This is a genomic window from Lutibacter holmesii (genome assembly GCF_042679665.1).
Classification (GTDB): domain Bacteria; phylum Bacteroidota; class Bacteroidia; order Flavobacteriales; family Flavobacteriaceae; genus Lutibacter; species Lutibacter holmesii.
Genome location: NZ_JBHTMV010000004.1, coordinates 434,069 through 460,828, shown reverse-complemented (window position 1 = coordinate 460,828; position 26,760 = coordinate 434,069). Strand labels below are relative to the sequence as shown.

Below are 26,760 nucleotides of genomic sequence, written 5' to 3'. Positions count from 1 at the left end.
AGATATGTAGTTACAGTTTTTTTTCCATCAATATTTTTACCATTATTTAGTTTACTTTGCGCTAAATTAGATCTTGCTTTTATTTTTATTAAAAGTTTTTTGTTAATTTCATTACCATTATCTGTGTTAAAATATTTTTCAGGGAAATTTGGGATGAATGATTTTACTCACTATGTATCATTTCTCTATTTAATTTTACTGTTTGTTCCTTTTTTTAAAAAAAAATGGAAAATAATAATAATAGTAATTTGTTTTATTTCTATATTTTATGATTTAAAATCTAGATCAAATATTTTAAACTTTGGTTTTATAAGTATTTTATTTTTCTTAGCAATATTTAAAAATTTAAATACTTTGAAATATCTTAAAAAAATAAGAGTTTTTTTGTTATTTCTACCATTTTTTTTAGTTACTTTATCATTTTTTGGATTAAATATATTTGTTTTTTTTGATGAGTATAAAACTGAATATTCAATAAAAGGAAAAGATAATTTAGATATATCAATGGTGAATGATTCTAGAACTGGGGTATATCTTGATGCTTGGAACGGTGTTACAAAAGAAAATAATTTAATTTTCGGAATTTCTGCAGCAGGCTATCATGATACTTTTTTAAAGGATATTTTTGATGGAAGTAATCTTAAAAATGGTCGTTTAGGGTCTGAGGTAGGGATTTTAGAGTATTTGTTAAGAGGTGGTTTAGTGTTTGTATTAGTAATTGTGTTGTTGCATTATTTTGCGTCAAAATTAGCCATCTACAAGTCTAATAACTTACTTTGTAAATTTTTAGGTGTTTATATAAGTTTTCGATTGTTTTTCCTTTTTATTGAGGCTCAAGTTAGTTTTAATTTATCGAACATTTCAACTTTTTTAGCTTTAGGCTTGTGTTTAAATCAGACTTTTAGAAATTTTACTAATAATGAGATGAAGACTTTTCTTAACCGAATTTTTTATAAGATGTAATTAGAATTAAATGATATGGATAGATTATTTATATGTCAAGTAGTGCCTAAAAAGCTTACTTCAGAATTAAAGGTATCACAAGCGGCAAACAATTTCTGCTTTAATTTGATAGATACGAATTGTTTTAATAATGTTATTTCGTTAGTGCCAATTAATGTTGTAAAGAAAATCGAAAATGAAAAAGATAATTTTGTAAATTATGTGCAATCCAGAAGGTTTAAATCCCATAAAGGAATTTTTAAATTTTTAAATTCCTTTATAGAAAGTATCATTCTGGCAAAAAAAGCAAAAAAAGCAAAAAATATTTGGTATTATAACATTACTCCTCATAATTTATTATCCTGTTTAATTCTTAAGTATATTTATGGAAGGGAAATATTTATAATTTTGGCGGATTATACACCTTCTAATAATAAATTTTCTTTACAAAGGTTTATAAAAAGTTTTATTGAAAAAAAGATATCCGGTATTATTTCTTTATCATGTAGAAACGAATTTAGTAATAAAAACATGGTAAATTTAGCTGGAATTGTTCCTCTGAGTAAAATTAATAATATAGAAATAAAGAATCCTATTGATACAAAGTTTCTATTGTCGGGTAGGTTAGAAGAATCTACTGGCTGGTCATTAGCTATTAAGACATTTTCAAATTTACCTCAAGAATTTAAATTGTTTATTACTGGGAGTTTAACTAAAGATCAAGAACAAGAAATTTCTACATGTCCAAATATATTTTATTTAGGCTTACTAAGTTATGAGAAATATTTAGAATTATTAAGAGAGATCCCTTTTAGTTTAAACTTAAGAAATCCTAAATTTGATAAGAACATGAATAATTTTCCTTCCAAAGTGTTGGAGTCATTTTCATATAATAGAATTGTCATATCTACATTTTCTTATAATGAATTAAAAAAGTTTAAATATTTTTACAGTAATTATGAAATAAACTCTTTAAGTAATTTATTAAAAGAAATTAGTGAGAAATCATATAATGAACTGTTTGGATATTCTAATCATTCATTATTATTACAAGAAACATTTTCAGAATCAATATGGAAAAAATATCTAACAAACATTGAAAATTATATATTATGAGTAATCAAGAATTTAGTATTAGTCCAAACGATAATTCAAATTATTTTTTTGGATTTCATGATTTAATTGCTTGGAATAATGATGAAACAAAATTAGCTACTTTAAAAATTAACAATATTAAATCACCTCCAAGTATTGATACTCCATGTACAATTGGATATATTGAAAAAGGAGAGTTTATAGAATTAGGAAAAACAAATGCTTATAATTACCCTCAAGGGGCGAGACAACAGTGGATTGGAGATACGAATGTACTTATAGTTAATAATAAAGTTGGTGAAGTTTGGGGGACTGATGTTTATGACACAGATAAAAATGAACTTATAGATTCAATTAATTTTACTAGCCATGTTGTTACAAATAATGGTTGGGCATTTGGTTTGGATTATTCTAGATTACATAGGGTTGGAGGTTATGGTTATACTGGGATATTAGATGTCAATAGTAAAGTTCATGCTCCTATGAATTCTGGTATTATTAAGCATAATATTTTTACAAAAGAGAATGAATTAATTTTGTCAATTTATGATGTTGCAAACTTTAAGGCAAGAGAAAATCTAGGTAAACATCATTATATTACTCATTTAGTTTTAAATCCATCTCAAACGAGGATTGCTTTTTTACATCGATGTAAATTAAACGATGGAGGAGAAACAACAAGATTGATGACAGTTGACATTAATGGAGAAAACTTAAGGTGTTTGGCCACTGGTTTTTTAAGTCATTTCGACTGGAAAGATGATGGACATGTCGCAATTTGGGGTAGAGTAGGAACAGGAATAGAAAAGTTGAGAAGTAACCCAATTATAAGAATGATTCCTCCAGTATTGATGCGAGGTATAAAAGAAGTTGTTAAGAAACTTTTGAAAAAAGATAAACTAATGGAGGATGTGAATATAAAAAAAGCCTCCCCATTTGATTGGTTATTATTTTCTGATTCAGATCAGGTAGAACAAACATTTTTAGGTAAAGGGGTATTATTAGAGGATGGTCATCCTATGTTTTGTCCATCAAATAGGGATTGGTTAATTAATGATACCTATCCTAATAACGAGGGAATTAGAGAATTATATTTGTTTCAATATAGTACACAAAAGAAGGTATTGTTAGGGAGGTATAAAATGATATTTGAAAAACCTGATATTGATAAAATAAAAAATACATTGGAAGATGTTGAACAGTCAGTATTAAAATCTTTCTCAGTAGAAAAAATGGCATTTTATCGAAGTGGTTTGCATTGTGACCTTCATCCTAGATGGAAAAGAAGTGGTAAAACTGTAGCTTTTGATTCGATACATGAAGGAAAAAGAAGAATTTATGGATTTGAAGTTGATTCTTATATTAATCAACAATAATTTAGGTAATGATTGCAATTTTACAGCCACATATACCGCATTATAGAGAAGCTTTTTTCGAAGGTATGTTTGAAACATCTCCTATTAAAGTATATTGTTATAATTCTGATGAAAGTGTTTTAAAAGATAATTTTAAAAAATCTACTTTTAAAGGGCACTATATCAAAAACTATTCTTTAGGACCTTTTTTAGTTTATAGTTTATTACCTTTTCTAAAAAAAGATTGTAACAAATTAGTTTTAATGTTACATTTTGGTCATATTTCAACTTGGTTATTATTATTTTTAAAACCTTTTCATAAAAAGAAGATTATACTTTGGGGGCAAGGGATTTCGGTAAAACGATATTTGAAGGAAGAGAAAATGCCTAGTATTTTATTAAAAGTTATGATTTATTTAGCAGATGCCATATGGGTGTACACAAAAAAGGAAGAAGAAATGTGGACAGATGTTTTTCCAAATAAAAAAATTACAGCTTTAAATAATACTATATCTAATATTGAGGAAATTTTAAATTTAAATCATTTTTGCTCAATAAAAGAGTTAAAGAATAAATATAATATTAAGCAAGAGAAATGTTTTATTTTTTGTGCTAGGTTTAATAGTCCATATAGGCGAATTGATTTGTTAGAAGAGGTTATAAATAGGTTAGATAAAAGTAAATGGGGTTTTATTATAATTGGTTCTGGTGATTACAAACCAGATTTTTCAATTTATACAAATGTATATGATTTTGGAACAGTTTATGATAAAAAATTAAAAGATGATTTATTTACAATTGCTGACTTATATATACAACCTGGTTGGGTCGGTTTATCAATTGTAGAGGCTCTAGCTTACGGAAAGCCTGTGGTTACTTTTAAAAGGAGCGATCAGACTTTGCAATGTGTAGAATATACCTATTTGATTCATAGATTTAACTCATTAATTTTTTCAAATATTGAAGAGTGTATCAATAATTTAATCTCTATGAAAGAAGAGGATATAAAAGAAATGAGTATTAATGCATGTAAATATGTTAGGGAAAATTTAACAATGGCCAATATGATTGAAAATTCATTAAATTCATTAAATTCATTAGGTAAATAAATTTATTTAGATGAACCAATACCTCAGTGATAAAATAAAATTACTTTCATTAATATTAATAGTTTTTGTACTTTATATTCATTCTGGATTTAAAGTACAGGGGTTTTATTTGAACTCTTTTATACAGGACTTAGTAAGTAATAAAATTGGTCGTTTGGCGGTACCTGTTTTTTTTATGATATCTGGGTACCTTTATTTTTTAAAAACAGAAATAGGTTTATATGTAATTAGGGTTAAAATAAAAAAAAGATTTACATCTATTTTTCTACCTTATATATATAGTTGTTTATTATTTGTTTTAACTTTTGCAGGAATACAGTCGTTACCAGGGGCATCGAACTATATTAATTGGGATTTTTTAAGTTTATTTGATAAACCATTACTTAGTTTTATAAAAAATATTTTTTGGATGATGGATGATGGTAACTCACCTATAGCTTTTCATCTATGGTTTTTAAGGGATTTAATTCTTATTATTATTATAAGTCCATTAATTTATATAATGATTAAAAACCTTAAATGGTTAGGTATTCTAATATTGTTTTTTATGATTTTACTTAATGTTGAAATTTATCCAATTTCTTTATTGTCTTCTATTGGTTGGTTTTCTATTGGAGGAGGGATTTCAATTAGTAAAAGTAAAATTATATTTAAAAAAGTAAAATGGGGTTATCTTATTTTTATTGGTTATTTATTTGTTAGTTATATTATAGATGTTTTACCTGATATTTACCTGAAATATTTTGATGAATTATTAATTGTTTTTGGCTCAATAGGGGTATGGTATTTGTATGATGCTTTGATTGGTCCAAAATTTGTTTTAAAAAAGTTCCCCTTTATTGATTTAGTTTGTCAATTTACCTTTTTTATTTATTTAATACATGAGCCATTTATTAATATTATAAGGAAACTTATAGTATTGTTTGTCGGGAAAACATCATTGGGTTATTTAATATCCTATATTTTATCCCCTATAATTTTTGTAATGTTTGCAGTTTTAATTGGGATGTTTCTTAGGAAATATCTTCCAAAAATGTATTCAAACTTTGTAGGAGGAAGAGTTTAAATAAAATTAATATGAAAGTAATACATTTTATAGCATCAATTGATAAAACAGGTGGAGGGACTACAGCTTATATGAAGATAGTCGCTGAAGGATTAGCTAAATTTAACATAAATCAAATAATAATTTCTGGGCGTAGTGATAACCCTGTGGAAATTCATGGAGTTAAATTGAAATTGTTTGAGAGTTTGGGGTTAACCCCTTTTCATAGGGTAAGAGTTAAAGGTTTATTAAAGTCCTATATTTCTATTCTAAAATTAGAAAAACCAGACATTATTCATATAAATGGTTTGTGGAATTATGAAAATTCATTATTTCAAAAAGCAGCTAAATCATTAAATATAAAGGTTATTTTGTCTCCTCATGGTATGTTAGAGCCCTATATTTTAAATAGAAATTCATTAAAGAAAAAAATTGCACTTTTTTTATATCAAAAACAGTCTTTACAAAAAGTTGATGCTATTCATGCTACGGCCTTATCAGAATTAGAGCAGATACAGAGTTTAGGATATCATAATCCTTCAATTGTTATTCCTAACGGTATTGATACTAATGTAATTCCACAAAAAAAATGGAAGATTAATAAAGAAGGAAAGATAAAGAATTTATTATTTTTGTCTAGGGTACATCCTAAAAAAGGAATTGACCTATTGATAAAAGCTGTTTCTAAACTAGATAATAAATATTTAAGAATCACTATAGCTGGCAACGGAGAGGAAGGATATATAAATGAACTGAAGAAATTAACAAAAGATTTATCGTTGACAGATCAATTTAATTTTGTGGGTCCGTTGTATGGTAATAAAAAATGGGAGTTGTATGGTAAATCAGATGTATTTATTTTACCATCGTATAGCGAAAATTTTGGCATTGTAATAGCAGAGGCATTGCATATTGGTTTACCTGTGATTACCACAACTGGAACACCTTGGAAAGAATTACAGACGCATCATTGTGGTTGGTGGGTAGATTTATCAGTGTCAAATTTGGTGAGTACGTTAGAAGAAGTAATAGAATTAGATAATGAATTATTACAAGAGATGGGAGAAAATGGAAAAGAATTAATTAAAATGAAGTACACAGTTGAAAGCGTAACCAAAGCGATGTTTAGTTTTTATAATAGTTGTATTAGTAAATAAAAGTAGCTTGTTAATGGAAAATAAAATTGATTTATCAAATTACAGCCATAGTTTTAGCTTCAAAAATAAAATTGGAAGATTACTATGGAATTGTACATATTGGTTTTTATTTAGACCTTATGGATTATTTATTTTTAATAGTTGGCGTAATTTTGTATTAAAAATGTTTGGTGCTAAGGTTGGGAAAGGAACAATAATTCATGCGAGTGTTAAAATATGGGCACCCTGGAATTTAGTTGTTGGTGAGTACACTTGCTTAGGACAAAATGTAGATTGTTATAATCAAGGTGAAATTATTATAGGAGATAATACGACCATATCTCAAAAAAGTTATCTATGTGCTTCTACTCATGATATTACAGACCCTAAAAATAATTTAATATTAAAGCCTATTCATATTAATAATCAAGTTTGGGTGGCTGCGAATTCATTTATAGGTCCAGGTGTAACCATTGGAGAAGGAGCTGTTGTGGGGGCTACTTCTTCAGTTTTTAAAAATGTTAAAGATTGGACTGTTGTTGGAGGTAATCCTTCAGTTTTTTTAAAAGAAAGAATAATTAATGGATAAAAATTTTCTATACCAACCAGTCCAAACAACTCCTTTTAGTTTTAAAGAAAAGATTAAAAGTCATATATGGAAAATAGTTAATGTAACTATTTTCAAATTGTTTCCAAATCAGGTAAAAAAGCCAAGAATTTTGATGCTTAAATTGTTTGGAGCTAAGTTAAGCAGTACGGTTAATATTAATAGGACTGCTAAAATAGATCATCCTTGGAATTTAACAATGGGTCATTTGTCTAGTTTAGGACATAATTCATGGACTTATTGTTTGGATAAAATAACAATAGGAGAAAAATGTTGTATTGGGAATGACGTTTATCTTATTACTGGAAGTCATGATGTGAATAGCTTATCATTTGATTTAGTAACAAAACCAATTCTTATTCGTGATGGTTGTTGGATTTCTACTGGAGTATATATATTACCTGGCGTTGAAATTGGAGAATTTTCGGTAATTGGAGCAAAATCATTAGTAGTTAAAAATGTTGAAAAAGGGAGTATTATTGGTGGTAATCCAGCACAGTTTATAAAAAAAAGAGAATTTAAAAAATAAAATTATTTTGACAACAATTACGGCTATTATTTTAACGTTTAATGAAGAACAACATATTGAACGTTGCATTAATTCTCTTAAAGAAAGTGTAACTGAGATTATTATTGTTGATTCATACAGTACCGATAGGACAATTGAAATAGCACAAAATTTAGGAGTTAAAACATTTCAAAATCCATGGAAAAATTATGCGACTCAGTTTAATTGGGCTCTAGATAATTGTGGAATTAAATCCGAATGGGTATGGAGGATAGATGCTGATGAATATTATGAGTTAAATACAACCATTGATTTAAAAAAAACATTAACGAATTTAGAAAATGATATAACGGGGGTTTATATTAAACGAAAAATAGTTTTTATGGGTAAGCCATTATTGCATGGAGGTTGGTTTCCTGTTTGGCATTTAAAAATTTGGAAGCATAAAAGAGGTTTTTGCGAAAATCGATGGATGGATGAACATATTAAATTAGTTGAAGGTGATACTACGAAATTAGATATTGTTCAAGTTGATGAAAACTTAAATGATTTAACTTGGTGGACTGAAAAACATAATAGTTATGCAACTAGAGAAATGGTTGATTTATTGGATACTAAATATTGTATTTTTTCTGAAAATAGTGTAGACCCTAATTTTTTTGGAACAGGAGAACAAAGAAAAAGGTATTTAAAATTAGCATATTTGAAATTCCCCTTATTTGTTAGACCTTTCATTTATTTTTCATATCGCTATTTTTTTAAATTAGGTTTTTTAGATGGTAAATCTGGTTTTGTATGGCATGTATTACAGGGCTTTTGGTATCGTTTTTTGGTTGATGCTAAAATTTACGAATTACAAAAAATATATAAAAATGATGATCAAGCTATTATTAATTATATAAAGAAAACTTATAAAATTGATTAAGTATATAGAAAATTATTTATAAATGAAAGTATCTGTTATTACCATTGTTTATAACAATCAAGATTGTATTGAAAGTTGTATTCAATCTGTTTTAAACCAAAGTTATCCATCTATTGAGCATATTATAATTGATGGTGGTTCAACGGACGGAACACAAAAAAAAATTGAACCTTATAAAGCCCAACTAGGTTATTATATTTCTAAAAAAGATAACGGATTGTATGATGCCTTAAATAGAGGAATTGAACAAGCAACAGGAGATATTATTGGTATTTTACATTCTGATGATATGTATTATGATAATGATTCTATTCAAAAGGTGGTGAAAGCATTTCAAGAATCTAAGGCAGATTTGGTGTACGCGAATGGCATGTATGTAGACAAAGAAGATATTTCAGTGGTAAAGCGCACATATGCATCAAAACCTTATAAAAGGCGCTATTTAAATTTTGGTTGGATTCCTTTACATACAACTATTTATGTAAAGCGTAGTGTTTTTGATATGTATGGGTTGTATGATGAAGGTTATACGATTGCTAGTGATTATGAAATTTCATTGCGTTGGTTTAAAGAAACAGCCATTAAAAAGCATTTTTTAAACACTTGGGTGGTTAAAATGCGTTTGGGTGGTAAAAGCACTACAACTGCCTTGCAAAAGAAAAAATCTTCAGAAGATTTAGTAATTATTAAAAAGCATCAATTATTAGGATATGTTACATTGGTATGTAAAATCGGACGTAAAATACCACAATATCTGTTGCCTAAATTGATAAAAATTAAAGGTTGATTATGAAAATTTTGTTTAAAATTGGGTGTTTTTGGTTGTGCGTTTTTAGTGTATATGCACAAGATAAAAATGTAGTAGTAGGAGTTGAGTTAAATACAGGAGCTTCAACGGCTAAAACACTTCCCTTTTGGTTAACCGCAAATAAATATGGTGCTATTCCTACAAGTGATTATGGATCTTTGAATGCCTATATTGGAAAGGGATTTAAGCAAAATGAAAATGATTGGGATATTGCTTATAAAGGATCATTTACAGGCTATTTGGCAACGGAGAATTCAGTATTTGTAAATGAGTTGTATGCAAGTGTCCGTTATAAAGGGATATTATTAACTGTTGGAAATAAATATGATGCAGTACAATGGGAAGGTTTATCGTCATCCAATGGTAATTTCTTAAAATCTACCAATTCAAGGGCTATGCCAGGTATAAATTTTGAAACCAACGGTTTTGTAAGTGTAGGGTTTTGGAAAGATTGGTTTTCCATAAAAGCAAATTATGCTGAATATTTGATGAATGATGACCGTATTGTAGATGGGGCGCATGCGCATAACAAGAGTTTACATTTTAAGTTTAAGACTTCTGAAAAGTTTAGTTTTAGTGTGGGATTAGATGATTGGGCTCAATGGGCAGGTACTAATCCTGTTCATGGAGAATTAATATATGATTTTAATGCTTATATTAGAATGGTATTGGGTAAAGCAAGAAGTGCAAGTGATGTTACGAGTACAGATAAACTAAATGCCTTGGGGAATCATATGGGGAATTATAGCATTCAATTACACCACTTAGGAGACCAATTCAATTGGGATTTTTATTGGTCACATCCTTTTGAAGATAAATCAGGAAGAGAACTACAGAATTGGCCTGATGCTTTGTACGGTTTGGCGATAGAATTAAAGAATCCTAAAGGTTTGGTAAGTCATTTGGTAACAGAGGTAACTTATACGAAAAATGCGAGTGGTTCAGAGACCCATTATTTGGATGAAAACGGAGTGGATGTTCCAAAAAGAGGACGAGATCGATATTTTAAGAATGCACAATACAATTCGGGGTGGTCTTATTTTGGAAGAACCATTGGTACACCCTATATTATTACTGAAGTAAATGAAGAAGGAGTAGTAACAGGCCCTGATTTAAGTTACAATCGTTTACTAGCATTTAATATTGGTACAAAAGGGTTTATTCAAGAAAAGGTAGCTTATAAGATGTTGTTTAGCTATGTACATTATTATGCTTGGTTTGATGAAGAGTTTGAAACCACTCCAAGACAATTTTCGGGTTTCGCAGAGTTTGATATTTCTTCACTATTAAATTGGCCTATAGGTGTTGAATTTGGTACTTCTTTTGATTTAGGAAATCGGTTGCCAGATAATGTTGGTGGTTTTTTAAAGATTTATAAACGTTTAGAATTTTAAACTAACGTCCAGATTTATTTGTCATTTTGAGTGCAGCGCAGCGGAATCGAAAAATCTCACGTTCCATTTGAAAACCTACAACAGTCATAAGATCTCTCCATTACACTATGTTCCAGTCGAGATGACAAACACTATCTTGTCATTTCGAACGTAGCTTTAGCGAAGTTGAGAAATCTCACGTTCCAATTATAAAGTTTCAACATCCAAAATATCTCTGCATTACACTACGTTCCAGTCGAAATGACAAACACTATCTTGTCATTTCGAACGTAGCTATAGCGAAGTTGAGAAATCTCACGTTCCAATTGTAAAGTTTCAACATTCAAAAGATCTCTGCATTACACTACGTTCCCATCCAGATGACAGCGTTTTCTTTATGTCATTTTGAGTGCAGCGCAGCGGAATCGAAAAATCTCACGTTCCAATTGTAAAGCTTCAACATTTATAAGATCTCTCCATTACACTACGTTCCAGTCGAGATGACAAGGTTATTTTTTTTGTCATTTTGAGTGCAGCGCAGCGGAATCGAAAAATCTCACGTTCCAATTGTAAAGCTTCAACATACAAAAGATCTCTCTATTACACTATGTTCCAGTCGAGATGACAAGGTTATTATATTTGTCATTTTGAGTGCAGCGCAGCGGAATCGTAAAATCTCACGTTCCAATTATAAAGTTTCAACATCCAAAATATCTCTCTATTACACTATGTTCCAGTCGAGATGACAGCGTTTTTTTATTTGTCATTTCGAACGTAGCTATAGCGAAGTTGAGAAATCTCACTTTCTAATAGTAAAGCTTCAACATCCAAAAGATTTCCCATTACACTACGTTCCAGTCTAGATGACAAACACTATTTTGTCATTTCGACCGGAGTTTACGTAGTGGAGAAATCTCATATTTTAATAAAAAAAAGATATCTCCATTACACCGCGTTCAATTCGAGATGACAGTTTATATTTCATTATTCAAGAAATTCCAATTTGGGTTTTGAAGATTGATTAAGTTTTCTTTTTTCGCTCTGTTCCATTTTTTTAATTGTTTTTCTCTCAAAATAGCCTCGTTAATAATGTTGAAGTGTTCAAAATAAATCAGGTATTTACAATTATAAACATGAGAGAAATGTTTTGAATTTTTAATAGGTGTATTATGATAAATTAAACGATTCTTTAAATTATTAGTGACTCCAATGTATAATGTGCTTTTATTTTTGTTAGTAATTATATACACATAGTAATTATGTGTTCCAAAAGTCTTTTTCATAGAATAAAGTTAAATATTATTTTTTAATTTGTCATTTGACCAGAGTTTACGGAGTGGAGAAATCTCACGTTCCAATAGTAAAGCTACAACAGTCATAAAATCTCTCCATTACACTACGTTCCAGTCGAGATGTCAAATTAATTTTATTTATCATTTTGAGTGCAGCGCAGCGTAATCGAAAAATCTCTTATGATTCATTGTAAACTTTCAATATTCATAAGATCTCTCCATTTCATTGCATTCCAGTCGAGAAGACAAACACTATCTTGTCATTTCGAACGTAGCTTTAGCGAAGTTGAGAAATCTCACGTTCCAATTGTAAAGCTTCAAAATTCATAAGATCTCTCCATTACACTGCGTTCCAGTCGAGATGACAGCGTTTTCTTTATTTGTCATTTTTAGTGCAGCTCAGCGGAATCGAAAAACCTCAACTTTCATAAAATCTCTTCTTTTATTTGAAGTGTAAAATTAATTTTACATTAATATTAACATTTACAAAGCTATATGTTTCTATATAAAGCAGTACATTTATAAGTTTTGATTTATATAAAAATAATTCAATATATTTGCAGTACTATTAAAAAGATAAATATGTTGGATGCTTTGAAAAAGAAAAACGTTGTATGTTTGTATACCATCTATTATAAAAATGTTCATTTTTTTAGAACCATATAAATTATTACTATGTTTCAAACAAAATCAAAAGTTATTCCTTTAGCTGCGTTTGTAGTAGATTTGATATTATTATCATTGGCTTTTTTTAGTTCAAATTTTATCCGATTTGGGGTTTTTATGCCTGAAGATCCTTTTTATTATACACTTTTCTTGATTTGGGAAATTGTATGGGTATTAGTGGTTTTACGATTTAATTTATATGAGATTCCACGTATATTATATATTGATAAATTACTTTCAAAAAGTGCAAAAGCGTTATTAACATTCATTGTACTAAGCGCCACCATAGTTTTCTTTAGTACTGATTATAAGTTTTCAAGGATCTTTTTTCTAACTACCTTATTGTTGTTTAGTGGATTAGTGCTTGTATGGAGGGCGATTTTTCTATTCTTTTATAAAAAGAGAAGAAAAACGAATAGAAGTAATTTTGCTGAGTTGGTGTTGATTGGTTATAATACGCACATTAAAAAATTTGTAAAGAAAGTGTATTTAGATCCAAAATATGGGTACAATATCAAAGCTATTTTTACAGATGCTGAATTATCAGGGAAATTGGGTAAATTGAAAAAGGGTGATTTGAGTAAAGCCAAACAGTTTTTAGAGGAAAATGAGGTAAAAGAGATTGTAATTTCCTTACCAAATAAAAAAGCCGATTTTATCAATGAATTACTTGAGTTTGCTGATAATAATTTAATAAGAGTACGTGTTATTCCTGAATTTTCAGAATATTTATCTCAATTATTTTCTATTGAATATATTGAAAATATTCCTGTAATGAGATTTAGAGAAGAGCCTTTACAAAGTTTGACGAATAGGATTATGAAACGTGGTTTTGATGTGGCTTTTTCTGGGTTTGCGATTGTTTTTATTTTTTCTTGGTTATTTCCTATAATTGCTATTATTATTAAATTAACGAGTAAAGGTCCTGTGTTTTTTGCACAAGACAGAACAGGTAGAGACGGACAAACTTTTAAATGTTTTAAATTTAGAAGTATGGAAGTCAATGGAGATTCGGACAGTAAGCAAGCTACAAAAAATGATGCGCGTATTACTAAAGTAGGCGCATTCTTAAGAAAAACAAGTTTAGATGAATTGCCACAAGTAGTAAATGTGTTTTTGAACAATATGTCTTTGGTTGGGCCAAGACCACATATGTTAAAACATACTGAAGAATATAGAGTAGTGGTTGATAAATTTATGGTACGTCATTTTGCAAAACCTGGAGTTACAGGTTGGGCTCAAATTTTAGGGTTTAGAGGAGAAACTAAAACAGTGAAAGATATGAAAAATAGGGCAATGGCCGATATTTGGTATATTGAAAACTGGAGTTTTATGTTAGATCTTAAAATTATATTGAGAACAATTTGGACGATGTTATTTAAGAAAGAAGAAAACGCTTATTAGTTTTACTGTTCATAATGATTCTTGTGAAATAATGATAAAAAGGGTATTTGATTTATTTTTTGGAATTTGTTTAGTTCTTTTATTAAGTTGGTTATTTCTTTTAGTGCTTCTTTTTGCAATTTTTGATACTCAAACTTCCGGCGTTTTTATTCAAAAACGTATTGGTCAATTTGGAATTCCTTTTTCAATTTATAAATTCCGAACAATTCATCCAAAAACCAAAGCTATTTCTAGAGGAGGTAGATTATTAAGGAAATTAAAATTAGATGAATTACCACAATTATTAAATGTGATTAATGGTTCAATGAGTGTTGTAGGCCCTAGACCTGATATTGAAGGGTATTATGATCAATTGAAAGGAAATCAAAGCACCCTATTAAAATTAAAACCTGGACTTACCTGTGAAGCGACTATTAAATATAGAGATGAAGAGACCTTATTAAAACAGCAAGAATTTCCTTTGCGTTATAACGATGAAGTAATTTTTCCAGATAAAGTTCAAATGAATTTAGCATATTATAAGCAGCAATCTTTTTTAGGCGATTTAAAAATTATATGGAAAACAATAACATGTTTGTTTTAAAGATTGATTATTAGATTGAAAGGTTTATTGGTTGAAAAGTTTAAGGGTTTAGAGGTGTAAAAATTGAGAAGTTTATTATTGGTCACTGAGCGGAGTCGAAGTGATGGTTCGGTGTTTTTGAGTTGGTTTGGGGTTTAAAGGTTGAAGAGGTAGTTGTCCTGGTCACTGAGCGGAGTCGAAGTGATGGTTAGGAGATGGAATATTATAAAGTGTAATAAACTGAATTGCTATTGTTCTTTTCCATTGATGAAAAGAACCAAAAATCTAGACTTATTTTAATTTCTTTGAATACGTTCAAATGTTTCACTATCGCATTCAGACCACTTCGTTCTTTGAATGCTTACCGTTCCACATTTTTTGTATTCATACAGAAATGAAAAGTAGGCCATTGTTTTTATCATATGATTTTTTGTATCGGTCACTGAGCGTAGTCGAAGTGATGGTTCGGTGTTTTTGAGTTGGTTTGGGGTTTAAAGGTTGAATAGTCGAAGTCATATCGGTCACTGAGCGGAGTCGAAGTGATGGTTATGAGGTGGAATATTATAAAGTGTAATAAACTGAATTGCTATTGTTCTTTTCCATTGATGAAAAGAACCAAAAATCTAGGCTTATTTTAATTTCTTTGAATACGTTCAAATGTTTCACTATCGCATTCAGACCACTTCGTTCTTTGAATGCTTACCGTTTCACATTTTTTGTATTCATACAGAAATGAAAAGTAGGCCGTTGTTTATTTCATATGTTATTTTGTATAGTTCACTGAGCGGAGTCGCAGTGATAGTTCATTGTTTCTGAGTTGGTTTGGGGTTTAAAGGTCGAATAGTTGAAGTCATATCGGTCACTGAGCGGAGTCGAAGTGATGGTTAGGAGGTGGAATATTATAAAGTGTAATAAACTAAATTGTTATTGTTCTTTTCCATTGATGAAAAGAACCAAAAATCTAGACTTATTTTAATTTCTTTGAATACGTTCAAATGTTTCACTATCGCATTCAGACCACTTCGTTCTTTGAATGCTTACCGTTTCACATTTTTTGTATTCATACAGAAATGAAAAGTAGGCCGTTGTTTTTATCATATGATATTTTGTATTGGTCACTTGAAAAGTTTATTATCGGTCGCTGAGCGGAGTCGAAGTGATGATTCCGTGTTTTCTGAGTTGGTTTGGGGTTTAAAAGTTGAATAGTTGAATAGTTGAAGTCATATCGGTCACTGATCGGAGTCGAAGTGATGGTTCGGAGGAGGATTATTATTAAGTGTAATAAATAGAATTGTTATTGTTCTTTTCCATTGATGAAAAAGTTAATAAAAGGGTTTTACGATAGAAAATAAGATCAGTTTTTTGTATCGGTCACTGAGCGGAGTCGAAGTGATGATATTGGGAGCATATCGATGAGTAGAATAGGGGAATAAGGGGATGTGCTATAAAAATTGAAGTGAAGCACATATAAGTGGTGAACTTACAAAAAAAACTTGTGCAAGTTATGAGTGTAAGTTGCGCAAGTTTTTAATAAAAGTTGCGCAAGAAATAAAAGAGAGTTGCGCAAGATACAATTGTATAGCTAAAAAAAAGAGGCTGTTTAAATTTTAAACAGCCTCTTGCCAAAATAATAAGTAACTATGAACTAGTTTGACCTTTGAAAGAAAACTCAACCGATTTTAGTTTACTTCTTAATTTACTACTCGCTCTAAAGTTTAAATGCGCACTTTTGATAGTACTTAAGGTAACTTCTTCAGCTGTTTCTTCTCTATTGGATTTTACACCAATTTGAAAATTACCTATTCTACCAAAATTAACAACTTTTCCCTGTTGTAATTCATCTAACATATTATGCTCTAAAGCTAATAAAACAGCATAGCAATCAGATTCACGAACGGTACATTGGTTAGAAACCAAATATGCCAATCGTTCAAAATCAATTAAACCTGTTGAAATTGCCTTAGCAATATATTTTGACTCTTCATTTAAATCCTGAGGATTTTTTATATTCAAAGCTTTTATTTTTAAGCTCATAATTATATATATTTAAAATAATACCGTTTTGAAAGAGTACGGTTTGAACACTCTATATCAACCGTAATTTTTTAAAAGGCCTACGGTACGACAAGCCTTTACGCTTTTTTTTGTGAACACACTTTTATTCTAAAAGTAAAGCTACAGCGATTTTAAAGCATTTAATTGCAGGTACTATACTACAAGCAATGTGTGAAATAATTAGATCATACTTACCATTTTTTACCTATGTATAATAGGCGTTTTTCCAAAAAAAAAATTTGGTAAGCTAAAAGAAGATGTGTAAATTTGTTTTGTTAAAACACAATGCTTCTTATAGCATTACCTTATACAAAGTTCTAAAGTTGCACCTTTAGAACTTTTTTATTCTATAGCTTTCATAGCTATTGGAAGATATTTTTACAAAATATCTTGGAACAACCTATACAAAACAAAGTCTGCATAGTATATAAATTTAATAAAACAAGAACTTTTTATTAAATTTTCCTATTTCAAATATAAGGTTAAATAGTAATGCTTTTCTAGATTCAGAAAAAAAGTTATTAATAATTTGGTGTTTAAAACAAAAATCCGCATGATGTCTATTGTTTTTAAACTTGAAAAGCGCTTAACTTATTGTTTATTAGTGAGTTGTATTGTTGTTGGTTAGGGCTGTAATTTTTACATAAGTTGCTGAAATTGATAAAATGATGAATTATTCTTAAAAAAATGTTAATTAATCCCTTAGAAATTGTATTTTTTAAGGAGTTAATTCTAAGCTTATTTTTAATTTAATTTGTAGTTGATGTTATCAGCTTTAAAGCGACTTCTTGTTGGATTTACAGGTTGCAATTTATTTTTGTGACTGAATTGGAATTGAAGTGATGATTCAGGATATTTGAGTTGAAAGGTTTATAGGTATAAAGGTTGAACAGTTTATAGGTTTAAGGGTGTAAATTAAATAACTAAAATTACACTTCGAACTGTAATCGGCCTATCGAGAAAAGCGTGTGAAATTTGCAGAGAAATAGGCGTAAAATTTTAAGCTGTTTGAGTTGTTGTAAGCATCTACTTTTGAAATTTCTACATACGAGTTCTTAAAATTTAGCCTATGAGCCATAAATTTAGCGCTTTTATCGTAAGCCTAGATTTTTGTAACTTTTCATCAATGGAAAAGTTAATAAAAGGTTTCACAAGAAAGCATGTAATCTTTTTCTTCAGAACTATTTTCTACAGAAATATTTTCGCATTCAGGCCACTTCGTTCTTTGAATGCTTACCGTTCCACATTTTTTGTATTCATACAGAAATGAAAAGTAGGCCGTTGTTTTTCTCATAGTTTATTTGTATTGGTCACTGAGCGGAGTCGAAGTATTGACCCAGAACATTATAGGGTAAGTTTAGTTTTAACTAGTTTAATAGTTAAATATACTGTTTTAACAATTTAGTATACTTTATTGTTTATAAAAGGTTAATTAATTATTTTATTTGATAGATAGTAGTTTACATACTTTACATTTTAAAATGTTATTTTTATAATTGGGAATAAGCTTTTAAAACTTCGATTTACCCAAAAAAAAATGTAAATTTGCATTTGTTTGTAATTGAGGAATTATAAATGCTTTGAAAATTAAAATAATCTTAGAAAAAGAATGAAGAAAAATACCTTAGTATTCGCATACTTTTCATTGTTAATAACAATTTTAAGTGTTGCTTCTTGTGCTTCACCTGCAAAAATAGTTTACTTTCAAGATCTTGAGGGAGTTGAGGTAAATGACACCTTAATTAATTATCAACCAAAAATTCAAGTAGGAGATCTCTTATCAATTAATGTTTCTGCTGTTGATGCAGAAGCAGCGTTACCTTTTAATTTATATGAAACACCAATTTTAGGGAATACAGCCACGACTGCAAAACCTTTGACTTATTTGGTAGATGCTGAAGGGAATATTCATTTTCCGGTAATAGGTAAATTAAATGTATTGGATTTAACTACTATGGAGTTGAATACAAAATTAACAACTATTTTAGAAACCTATATAAAAAATCCGATTGTTAATATTAGGTTTACGAACTTTAAGGTGACCGTTATGGGGCAAGTAAAGAAACCTGGTTCATATGAGGTGCCAAATGAACGTATTACGATAGTTGATGCTATTGGTTTAGCTGGTGATTTGGAAATTCATGGGAAGCGAAAGAATGTGCTATTAATACGAGAGCAAAACGGGAAACGTGTGTTTGTAAATTTAGATTTAACAAATAAAGAACTATTTAATTCTCCTTATTATTATCTAGCTCAGAATGATGTGATTTATGTGGAGCCGAATAGAACACAAGTAAATGCCTCGGCTGTAGGTGCAAATACCAGTGTTATTCTTTCTACAATATCTATCTTATTATCAATGGTTACCATTTTCCTTCTTTAATTTTTTCTATATGCAACAAAATAATCCACTCAATGAAGTCGATTTTAATGACGACTCAATCAATTTAAGAGAAGAAATAGAAAAGTATGTTTACCATTGGAAATGGTTTGTACTAGGAGTAATAATTGCTATTATTGGTGCGTTTCTATATCTACGGTACACCCCTAATCAATATCAAGTTTCAAGTATTATTTTAATTGATGATGAAAAAGGAGGGGGGATGTCTGAATTAGCAGTATTTCAGGATTTAGATTTATTAGGTGGTGTACAAACTTCACTAGATAATGAGATTGAGTTGTTAAAATCCCGTACATTAATGGGGCGTGTTGTGAAGGATTTAGAATTAAATATTTCCTATTATTTTGAAGGGAGAGTAAAAACAACAGAACTTTATAAAAAGCTACCAATTCAAATTAATTTTTTGAATAAAGATTCATTATTTTATCAAAGTGATACTTCATTTGTAATTGTTTTAAAATCAACTTCTGAATTTAAATTGAAAAGTTTGAAAGGTGAGTTAGTATCTGTTCATAAATTTGGAGAGGAAATAAAAACTAGTTTAGGAAAAATAAAAGTTATTTCAACGCCATTTTTTAGAAATAATGAGGAGAAAGAAATAATTGTAAAGATATCTTCTGTTCAAAAAGTTATTGACAGATATCGAGGAGCAATTCAAATTCAAGCAGTGAATAAAAAATCAAGTGTAATTGAAATTGGTTTAAAGGATAATGTAAAATTAAAGGCAGAAGATATTGTAAATAATTTGGTGAAACAATATAATAAAGATGCGGTTGAAGACAAAAGTTTGATAGCTAAAAATACAAATGTTTTTATAAACAATCGTTTAGATATAATAAATAAAGAGTTATTAGTTGTTGAAACGGGAGCAGAGAAATTTAAAGTAGATAATAAATTGTCGGATATTTCGTCTGAGGCTTCTTTGGTGGTTGGAACGAAATCAGAATTAGAGCAGGCTATTGTGAATTTAAATACGCAATTAAAACTAGTAGCATATGTGAATGATTTTTTACAGAGTAATAAAGAAGAATTAATTCCTGTAAATTTGGGGTTAGGGGATGAAAGTTTAAGTGCAAACACAGCATCATATAATGAATTAATTTTAGAAAGGAATCGAATATCTAATAGTTCAAGTGAATTGAACCCGGTAATAATCAACTTAGATTCGCAAATTGTTGGTTTGCGAGGTAGTATTTCTCAAAGTTTAGTTAATTTAAAGTCTTCATTGGAGATTTCATTAAGGCAGATTGAACAACAAGAAAATAGATTAAATGCCAAAATTGCAGATGTTCCAAGACAGGAACGAGAATATCGAGATATTGTTCGTCAACAAGAGATTATTGAGGCGCTATATTTATATTTATTGCAAAAAAGAGAAGAAAATGCAATCACATTGGCGGTAACATTACCTAATGCAAAGATTATTGATAGAGCTTATGGAAGTTCTTTGCCTGTTGCTCCAAAACGTAAAATAGTTTATTTAGCAGCTTTATTGTTAGGTTTGATTGTGCCGTTTGGAGTTATTTATATAATATTTTTATTAGATAATAAAATTCATACAAAAAAGGATATTGAAAAGATTGTAAAAGCGCCTATTGTTGGTGATGTTCCAAAAACGAAATCTGCGAAGAAAATTGTGGTGTCAGAAAATGATCGAGATAGTATTGCAGAATCTTTTAGATTGTTGCGTACAAATATGAACTTTATGTTATCTGGGGTCTATTCTAATGCTAAAACTATATTTATTACTTCTACAATGAGTGGGGAAGGTAAAACATTTATTTCGTTGAATATGGCTTCTGTAATGGCATTGTCAAATAAAAAAGTTTTGTTGATAGGAGCAGATATTCGTAAACCAAAAATTACCGAATATTTAAATATTAAGAGTGGTAAAGGGTTGACACATTTTTTAATGGATACCAAATTAGAACCTTCAGAAATTGTGCAACATGTGGAAGAAACAAACTTTGATATGATTCATTCTGGAGTAATTGCACCAAATCCGTCGGAATTATTAATGAACGGCAGATTTGAGGAAGTATTGAATTATGGTAAAGAAAACTACGATTATGTAATTGTGGATACAGCACCTGTAAATTTGGTAACAGATACGTTGTTACTAGGACATTATGCAGACTTATTTATATATGTAATTAGAGCTAATTATTTAGATAAACGCTTGTTAGAAATTCCAAAACAATTGTACCATGAAAAGCGTTTACCAAATATGGCAGTATTAGTGAATGATGTAAATTACGAAAAAGGCGGCTATGGCTATGGTTATGGTTATGGCTATGGTTATGGAGAGGAAGAAAAGAAAATACCTTGGTGGAAGAAAATTTTAGGTAAAAGTTAATCAAAGTATTTAGTATATATTAAAAAAGTTCATTGCAGTTGTTGTAATGAACTTTTTTTGGTACTAATTGGTTGTTAGTATTAGCTTAGCTTGTATTGGTCACTGAGCGGAGTCGAAGTGATGATTCAGTGTTTTTGAGTTGGTTTGGGGTTTAAAGGTTGAATAGTTGAAGTCATATTGTTCACTGAGCGGAGTCGAAGTGATGATTCCGTACTTTTGAGTTGGTTTGGAGTTTATAGGTTGAATAGTTGAAATCATTTCGGTCACTGAGCGGAGTCGAAGTGTTAATTCAGAGATATAAATATCTGAGATAATTGTATTCTATCGCTAACCATTAAATTTTTATTATTCTTATCACCTATAAAAAGTCAAATAGTAGTATGAAAAAAAGGAACCTTTTTTAGAATCTTAATTAGAAAAGAATTTTCCATTATTTTCTAAAATAGGTGCAATTCGCTGTAGTATTTTTTTATCGTTAATTTTTTCTAAATAATTCAAATGACGATTATGGTGCGTGTCAGATCCAGCAAAATCTATCATGTTTTCTTTTAATAATCTTAAAGCTGTAGTATTCACATGCTTACCATAATAATTTGATAATGACAAGAGGTTTATTTGAAACAAACAACCAGCATCTTTTAATTTTTGATACATACCAAAATCTTGGTGGTAAAAATTATAACGTTCTGGATGAGCCAGCACAGGTGTGTAGCCAGCAATTTGAATATTGAATAAAGTTTCAAATAAGTTAACTGGGGCACTTAGGTACGACATTTCAACTAAAAGATACGAATCTTTTAAAGTTAATAAATTGCCCTTACTCAATAATTTGTTAAAATTGCCATCCAACATATATTCTGCAGCTGCACTAATATGTATATTCGAAAGGTTATTTTCATTTAAATGAATTTTTAACTTTTCTAATTGAGCTAAAATTATTTCTGGGCTATTTTCCCAAACTCCTTCCATAATATGAGGTGTACAAATAATATGTTCTATGCCATAGCTATGGATTCTTTTAATTAACGTTAAAGAGTCATCCAATGTTTTGGCACCATCATCTATACCTGGGATTAAATGGTTATGAATATCAACAAAACCCTTTGGGAATTTTGTGGTTAAAGACGATTTATTTTTTTTAAAAAAAGAAAGCATTTATAACAATTTAAATTAATTTATTTCTATAACATAGGAAAACAAAGTTAATAGATAAAACGGAATTGTACTGAATTTTGATTGTATTTTTATAGGTAGTCCTGTTATTTAAATTTGTTATGAAATAGAGTTTCATTCTATTCCCAAATAAAAACAGTATTTTTGAATTGTTTTAAGAAAATCATGAAAAATAAAATTTGGCTATCATCACCACATATGAGTGGCACTGAACAAAACTTTATTCAAGAAGTATTTGATACTAATTGGATTGCGCCAGTTGGTGATCAGTTGATGAATTTTGAAACCGATCTTGAAAATTTTTTAGGGAATCAAAGTCATGTTTTGGCGGTGAACTCTGGAACTGCAGCAATTCATTTAGCTTTAAAATTACTTGGTATTTCTAAGGGAGACGAGGTTTTATGCCAAAGTTTTACATTTTGTGCTTCAGCAAATCCTATTTTATATGAAGGTGCAATTCCCATTTTTATTGATAGTGAAGACTTAACTTGGAATCTTTCACCTTATTTATTAGAAAAAGCTATTAAAAACAGGTTGAAAAACGGAATAAAACCAAAAGCAATAATTGCTGTGGATAGTTATGGGATGCCTTTTAAAGTTTCAGCTGTACGTGCCATAGCAAATAAATATGAAATACCTATTATTGAAGATGCCGCAGGTGCTTTGGGTAGTAAAGTAGCAGATATTCCTTGTGGGACTTTGGCAGAATTTGGGGTCATTTCTTTTAACGGCAATAAAATTATTACCACATCTAGTGGTGGCGCATTGATTAGTACTAGCAAAAATATGAAAGCAAAAGCCTTGTTTTTTGCAACCCAAGCAAGAGATGTAGCATCTCATTATCAACATTCAGAAATTGGTTATAATTATAGAATGAGTAATGTGTTGGCAGGTATTGGTCGTGGGCAATTAACGGTTATTGATGAACGTGTACAGGCAAGAAGAGCTATTTTTGAATTTTATAAGAAAGAATTGCAAGGTTGTAATGAGTTGAAGTTTTTAGAGGAACCCAAAGGGTATTATTCTAATAGATGGCTTTCTTGCATACAAACTCCTTCTTTTGAGGTACGTGAAAAGATAAGAATTGCCTTAGATCTTGAGGGAATTGAAGCACGACCTTTATGGAAACCTTTGCATTTGCAACCTATTTTTCAAGATTACCTTGCTTTTACCAATGGCGTTGCTGAAGAATTATTCGCCAATGGATTGTGCTTACCTAGTGGATCTAATTTAACCGAGTTCGATTTGTTTAGAATTACCAATTGTATTAAAAAGGCATTAAAAAAGGAACAACTTTAATTAAAAGCTTATTTTTGTGTTTCAATGTAACTAATATGAGTTTAAAGCACTTGTTAGCAACCAAATTTCAATTAAACATACCAAGTAATGTAAAAGAAAACCTACAAAATCAGGTAATTCTTATTACAGGTGCAGCAGGTTCTATTGGTAGTGAATTGTCAAAAGTATTGTTAGAGCAAGCTAATTGTCAATTGATTTTATTGGATCAACACGAGTTTGGCTTGTATAAATTACAGCAAGAATTACGAATGATTGATGCTGAAACGAATGTTGAATTTGTACTTGCAGATATTTGTGATAAAATAAGAATCAATCAGATTTTTAAAAAATGGAAGCCTACTTTAGTGTATCATGCTGCCGCTTGTAAACACGTATCATTAATGGAGAAGTATCCGTATGAAGCGATAAAAGTAAATCTTAAAGGGACAATCATTCTTGCAAATGCGGCTATAAAACACAACGTTCAGCAATTTGTACTCATTTCAACAGATAAGGCTGTTTACCCATCAAGTATAATGGGAGCAAGTAAACGATTGGCTGAACTTTATATTTCTGATGTTCAGCAATCCAATAAATGTGGTTTTAAGGTAATTCGCTTTGGAAACATTCCTTATTCAAATGGTTCGGTACTTCCTTTATTTGAACAGCAGCTCAAGCAAGGAGTTCCCATTACAATTACTCACGAAAAGGTAACACGTTATTTTATTACTATGAACAATGTGTGTGCTGCTTTATTACAAGTTCCAACGATTACTGATGGTGATTTATTGGTTTGTGAAATGGGAAAACCGATTGCTATAATAGAACTTGCGAAAGCATTGGCAAATAAGATGCTTTCAAACAAAGAAATGGTTGCTTTTAACTTTATTGGTTTACAACCTGGTGAAAAATTACACGAATCTTTGTATTATAAAGAAGAAACATTCCTAACAAAAGAAGGTAATTTAAATGTTTATATGTGTTCTTTTGAAGATAAACATAGGTTAAAACTGCTTAAGAAAATTGCAAAAATTTCTCCAGAAACCTCTTTTGATACGGTTCAGCAAATGATTTTAAATGTGATTCCTAGTTATAAGGAGTAATAGTTTAAAGGTTTAATAGTTTAATGGTGAAATAGTTTAGATGTTGTATCGGTCACTGAGCGGAGTCGAAGTGATGGTTCGTAGTAGGAAAATTATAAAGTGTAATAAACTGAATTGTTATTGTTCTTTTCCATTGATGGAAAGAACCAAAAATCTAGGCTTATTTTAATTTCTTTGAATACTTTCAAATGTTTCACTATCGCATTCAGGCCACTTCGTTCTTTGAATGCTTACCGCTCCACATTTTTTGTATTCCTACAGAAATGAAAAGTAGGCCGTTGTTTATTTCATATGTTATTTTGTATCGGTCACTGAGCGGAGTCGAAGTGATGGTTCGTAGTAGGAATATTATAAAGTGTAATAAACTGAATTGTTATTGTTCTTTTCCATAGATGAAAAGAACCAAAAATATAGGCTTATTTTAATTTCCTTGAATACTTTCAAATGTTTCACTGTCGCATTCAGACCACTACGTTCTTCGAATGCTTACCGTTTTATATTTTTTGTATTCCTACAGAAATGAAAAGTAGGCCGTTGTTTATTTCATATGTTATTTTGTATCGGTCACTGAACGGAGTCGAAGTGATGATTCAGTGTTTTTTAGTTGGTTTGGGGTTTAAAGATTGAATAGTTGAAGTCATATCGGTTTCCGAGCGGAGTCGAAGTGATGGTTCGGGGGGTGAATATTATAAAGTGTAATAAACTGAATTGTTATTGTTCTTTTCCATTGATGAAAAGAACCAAAAATCTAGGCTTATTTTAATTTCTTTGAATACGTTCAAATGTTTCACTATCGCATTCAGACCACTACGTTCTTTGAATGCTTACCGCTCCACATTTTTTGTATTCCTACAGAAATGAAAAGTAGGCCGTTGTTTTTCTCATATGATATTTTGTATAGGTCACTGAACGGAGTCGAAGTGTTGATTCCGTGTTTTTGAGTTTAAAGGCTGAATAGTCGAAGTTATATCGGTCACTGAGCGGAGTCGAAGTGATAGTTAGGAGGTGGAATATTATTAATTGTAATAAACTGAATTGTTATTGTTCTTTTCCATAGATGAAAAGAACCAAAAATCTAGGCTTATTTTAATTTCTTTGAATACGTTCAAATGTTTCACTATCGCATTCAGACCACTGCGTTCTTTGAATGCTTACCGTTTCATATTTTTTGTATTCCTACAGAAATGAAAAGTAGGCCATTGTTTTTAGTAAATGTTATTTGTATCGGTCACTGAGCGGAGTTGAAGTGATGGTTAGGAGGTGGAATAATATAAAGTGTAATAAACTAAATTGTTATTGTTCTTTTCCATTAATGAAAAGAACCAAAAATCTAGGCTTATTTTAATTACTTTGAATACTTTCAAATGTTTCACTATCGCATTCAGACCACTTCGTTCTTTGAATGCTTACCGTTTTATATTTTTTGTATTCCTACAGAAATGAAAAGTAGGCCGTTGGTTATTTCATATGTTATTTTGTATCGGTCACTGAACGGAGTCGAAGTGATGATTCCGTGTTTATGAGTTTAAAGGTTGAATAGTTGAAGTCATATAGGTCACTGAGCGGA

Annotated in this window: 20 protein-coding genes and 1 pseudogene; 17 read left to right on the top strand and 4 right to left on the bottom strand. The window is 29.8% G+C overall.

Annotated elements, in window-relative coordinates; genetic code table 11:
• Positions 1-99 precede the first annotated feature (99 nt).
• From ACFQ5N_RS10325 to ACFQ5N_RS10275, 11 genes and pseudogenes are all read left to right on the top strand, one after another.
• Complete coding sequence (locus ACFQ5N_RS10325) at positions 100-963, top strand: hypothetical protein (RefSeq protein WP_386809421.1); 864 nt, start codon at positions 100-102, stop codon at positions 961-963.
• Between the two features lie 15 nt (positions 964-978).
• Entirely contained in the window at positions 979-2,058 is a 1,080-nt protein-coding gene (locus ACFQ5N_RS10320; protein ID WP_386809420.1) for a hypothetical protein, read from the top strand.
• Entirely contained in the window at positions 2,055-3,413 is a 1,359-nt protein-coding gene (locus tag ACFQ5N_RS10315; protein WP_386809419.1) for a hypothetical protein, read from the top strand. Before ACFQ5N_RS10320 ends, ACFQ5N_RS10315 begins: the two co-directional genes overlap by 4 nt.
• 8 nt (positions 3,414-3,421) lie before the next feature.
• Positions 3,422-4,501 (top strand): glycosyltransferase, encoded by a 1,080-nt coding sequence (locus tag ACFQ5N_RS10310; RefSeq protein WP_386809418.1) that lies wholly within the window; start codon positions 3,422-3,424, stop codon positions 4,499-4,501.
• A 10-nt stretch (positions 4,502-4,511) separates the two neighbouring features.
• Complete coding sequence (locus ACFQ5N_RS10305) at positions 4,512-5,567, top strand: acyltransferase family protein (protein ID WP_386809417.1); 1,056 nt, start codon at positions 4,512-4,514, stop codon at positions 5,565-5,567.
• An 11-nt stretch (positions 5,568-5,578) separates the two neighbouring features.
• Positions 5,579-6,703: a glycosyltransferase gene (locus ACFQ5N_RS10300; protein WP_386809416.1), complete on the top strand. Its 1,125-nt coding sequence runs from the start codon at positions 5,579-5,581 to the stop codon at positions 6,701-6,703.
• Positions 6,704-6,716: 13 nt separating this feature from the next.
• Positions 6,717-7,271, top strand: coding sequence for a putative colanic acid biosynthesis acetyltransferase (locus ACFQ5N_RS10295; RefSeq protein ID WP_386809415.1), 555 nt, complete (start codon positions 6,717-6,719; stop codon positions 7,269-7,271).
• Positions 7,264-7,803, top strand: a pseudogene (locus tag ACFQ5N_RS10290) (putative colanic acid biosynthesis acetyltransferase); the annotation flags it as partial. The gene ACFQ5N_RS10295 and the pseudogene ACFQ5N_RS10290, both read left to right, overlap by 8 nt.
• A gap of 22 nt (positions 7,804-7,825) precedes the next feature.
• Entirely contained in the window at positions 7,826-8,722 is an 897-nt protein-coding gene (locus ACFQ5N_RS10285; RefSeq protein ID WP_386809414.1) for a glycosyltransferase family 2 protein, read from the top strand.
• Positions 8,723-8,744: 22 nt separating this feature from the next.
• Complete coding sequence (locus ACFQ5N_RS10280; protein ID WP_386809413.1) at positions 8,745-9,509, top strand: glycosyltransferase family 2 protein; 765 nt, start codon at positions 8,745-8,747, stop codon at positions 9,507-9,509.
• A 2-nt stretch (positions 9,510-9,511) separates the two neighbouring features.
• On the top strand, positions 9,512-10,924 hold the full coding sequence (locus ACFQ5N_RS10275; protein WP_386809412.1) for a hypothetical protein: 1,413 nt from the start codon (positions 9,512-9,514) through the stop codon (positions 10,922-10,924).
• 953 nt (positions 10,925-11,877) lie between these two features.
• On the opposite strand, the gene ACFQ5N_RS10270 is transcribed toward ACFQ5N_RS10275, so the two are convergent.
• Positions 11,878-12,186 (bottom strand): GIY-YIG nuclease family protein, encoded by a 309-nt coding sequence (locus ACFQ5N_RS10270; RefSeq protein WP_386809411.1) that lies wholly within the window; start codon positions 12,184-12,186, stop codon positions 11,878-11,880.
• A gap of 684 nt (positions 12,187-12,870) precedes the next feature.
• On the opposite strand from ACFQ5N_RS10270, the gene ACFQ5N_RS10265 reads away from it, so the two are divergent.
• Entirely contained in the window at positions 12,871-14,265 is a 1,395-nt protein-coding gene (locus tag ACFQ5N_RS10265; RefSeq protein WP_386809410.1) for an undecaprenyl-phosphate glucose phosphotransferase, read from the top strand.
• Between the two features lie 31 nt (positions 14,266-14,296).
• Entirely contained in the window at positions 14,297-14,848 is a 552-nt protein-coding gene (locus tag ACFQ5N_RS10260; protein ID WP_386809409.1) for a sugar transferase, read from the top strand.
• Between the two features lie 1,617 nt (positions 14,849-16,465).
• On the opposite strand, the gene ACFQ5N_RS10255 is transcribed toward ACFQ5N_RS10260, so the two are convergent.
• Together ACFQ5N_RS10255 and ACFQ5N_RS10250 are read right to left on the bottom strand one after the other, a co-directional pair.
• Positions 16,466-16,861 (bottom strand): HU family DNA-binding protein, encoded by a 396-nt coding sequence (locus ACFQ5N_RS10255; RefSeq protein ID WP_386809408.1) that lies wholly within the window; start codon positions 16,859-16,861, stop codon positions 16,466-16,468.
• 1,156 nt (positions 16,862-18,017) lie between these two features.
• Positions 18,018-18,176, bottom strand: a complete 159-nt coding sequence (locus ACFQ5N_RS10250) for a hypothetical protein (protein ID WP_386809407.1) — start codon at positions 18,174-18,176, stop codon at positions 18,018-18,020.
• A 315-nt stretch (positions 18,177-18,491) separates the two neighbouring features.
• Here ACFQ5N_RS10250 and ACFQ5N_RS10245 point away from each other — a divergent pair, with 315 nt between their 5' ends.
• Both ACFQ5N_RS10245 and ACFQ5N_RS10240 read left to right on the top strand, forming a co-directional pair.
• Positions 18,492-19,265, top strand: a complete 774-nt coding sequence (locus ACFQ5N_RS10245) for a polysaccharide biosynthesis/export family protein (protein ID WP_386809406.1) — start codon at positions 18,492-18,494, stop codon at positions 19,263-19,265.
• Positions 19,266-19,275: 10 nt separating this feature from the next.
• Positions 19,276-21,639, top strand: a complete 2,364-nt coding sequence (locus ACFQ5N_RS10240) for a GumC family protein (RefSeq protein WP_386809405.1) — start codon at positions 19,276-19,278, stop codon at positions 21,637-21,639.
• Between the two features lie 408 nt (positions 21,640-22,047).
• Here the strand turns inward: ACFQ5N_RS10240 and ACFQ5N_RS10235 are convergent, their stop codons facing one another.
• Positions 22,048-22,794, bottom strand: coding sequence for a tyrosine-protein phosphatase (locus ACFQ5N_RS10235; protein ID WP_386809404.1), 747 nt, complete (start codon positions 22,792-22,794; stop codon positions 22,048-22,050).
• Between the two features lie 183 nt (positions 22,795-22,977).
• Here ACFQ5N_RS10235 and ACFQ5N_RS10230 point away from each other — a divergent pair, with 183 nt between their 5' ends.
• Together ACFQ5N_RS10230 and ACFQ5N_RS10225 are read left to right on the top strand one after the other, a co-directional pair.
• Positions 22,978-24,111 carry a DegT/DnrJ/EryC1/StrS family aminotransferase gene (locus ACFQ5N_RS10230; protein ID WP_386809403.1) on the top strand — a complete coding sequence of 378 codons (1,134 nt, stop codon included), beginning with the start codon at positions 22,978-22,980 and terminating at the stop codon, positions 24,109-24,111.
• Between the two features lie 35 nt (positions 24,112-24,146).
• On the top strand, positions 24,147-25,193 hold the full coding sequence (locus ACFQ5N_RS10225; RefSeq protein ID WP_386809402.1) for an SDR family NAD(P)-dependent oxidoreductase: 1,047 nt from the start codon (positions 24,147-24,149) through the stop codon (positions 25,191-25,193).
• Positions 25,194-26,760: the final 1,567 nt, after the last annotated feature.

What these genes read in the sequence shown, in the direction of transcription:
- ACFQ5N_RS10320 (WP_386809420.1), top strand. Translation starts at nt 979, where the DNA reads ATGGATAGATTATTTATATGTCAAGTAGTGCCTAAAAAGCTTACTTCA.
- ACFQ5N_RS10315 (WP_386809419.1), top strand. Translation starts at nt 2,055, where the DNA reads ATGAGTAATCAAGAATTTAGTATTAGTCCAAACGATAATTCAAATTAT.
- ACFQ5N_RS10310 (WP_386809418.1), top strand. Translation starts at nt 3,422, where the DNA reads ATGATTGCAATTTTACAGCCACATATACCGCATTATAGAGAAGCTTTT.
- ACFQ5N_RS10305 (WP_386809417.1), top strand. Translation starts at nt 4,512, where the DNA reads ATGAACCAATACCTCAGTGATAAAATAAAATTACTTTCATTAATATTA.
- ACFQ5N_RS10300 (WP_386809416.1), top strand. Translation starts at nt 5,579, where the DNA reads ATGAAAGTAATACATTTTATAGCATCAATTGATAAAACAGGTGGAGGG.
- ACFQ5N_RS10295 (WP_386809415.1), top strand. Translation starts at nt 6,717, where the DNA reads ATGGAAAATAAAATTGATTTATCAAATTACAGCCATAGTTTTAGCTTC.
- ACFQ5N_RS10280 (WP_386809413.1), top strand. Translation starts at nt 8,745, where the DNA reads ATGAAAGTATCTGTTATTACCATTGTTTATAACAATCAAGATTGTATT.
- ACFQ5N_RS10275 (WP_386809412.1), top strand. Translation starts at nt 9,512, where the DNA reads ATGAAAATTTTGTTTAAAATTGGGTGTTTTTGGTTGTGCGTTTTTAGT.
- ACFQ5N_RS10270 (WP_386809411.1), bottom strand. Translation starts at nt 12,186, where the DNA reads ATGAAAAAGACTTTTGGAACACATAATTACTATGTGTATATAATTACT.
- ACFQ5N_RS10265 (WP_386809410.1), top strand. Translation starts at nt 12,871, where the DNA reads ATGTTTCAAACAAAATCAAAAGTTATTCCTTTAGCTGCGTTTGTAGTA.
- ACFQ5N_RS10260 (WP_386809409.1), top strand. Translation starts at nt 14,297, where the DNA reads ATGATAAAAAGGGTATTTGATTTATTTTTTGGAATTTGTTTAGTTCTT.
- ACFQ5N_RS10255 (WP_386809408.1), bottom strand. Translation starts at nt 16,861, where the DNA reads ATGAGCTTAAAAATAAAAGCTTTGAATATAAAAAATCCTCAGGATTTA.
- ACFQ5N_RS10250 (WP_386809407.1), bottom strand. Translation starts at nt 18,176, where the DNA reads ATGAGAAAAACAACGGCCTACTTTTCATTTCTGTATGAATACAAAAAA.
- ACFQ5N_RS10245 (WP_386809406.1), top strand. Translation starts at nt 18,492, where the DNA reads ATGAAGAAAAATACCTTAGTATTCGCATACTTTTCATTGTTAATAACA.
- ACFQ5N_RS10240 (WP_386809405.1), top strand. Translation starts at nt 19,276, where the DNA reads ATGCAACAAAATAATCCACTCAATGAAGTCGATTTTAATGACGACTCA.
- ACFQ5N_RS10235 (WP_386809404.1), bottom strand. Translation starts at nt 22,794, where the DNA reads ATGCTTTCTTTTTTTAAAAAAAATAAATCGTCTTTAACCACAAAATTC.
- ACFQ5N_RS10230 (WP_386809403.1), top strand. Translation starts at nt 22,978, where the DNA reads ATGAAAAATAAAATTTGGCTATCATCACCACATATGAGTGGCACTGAA.
- ACFQ5N_RS10225 (WP_386809402.1), top strand. Translation starts at nt 24,147, where the DNA reads ATGAGTTTAAAGCACTTGTTAGCAACCAAATTTCAATTAAACATACCA.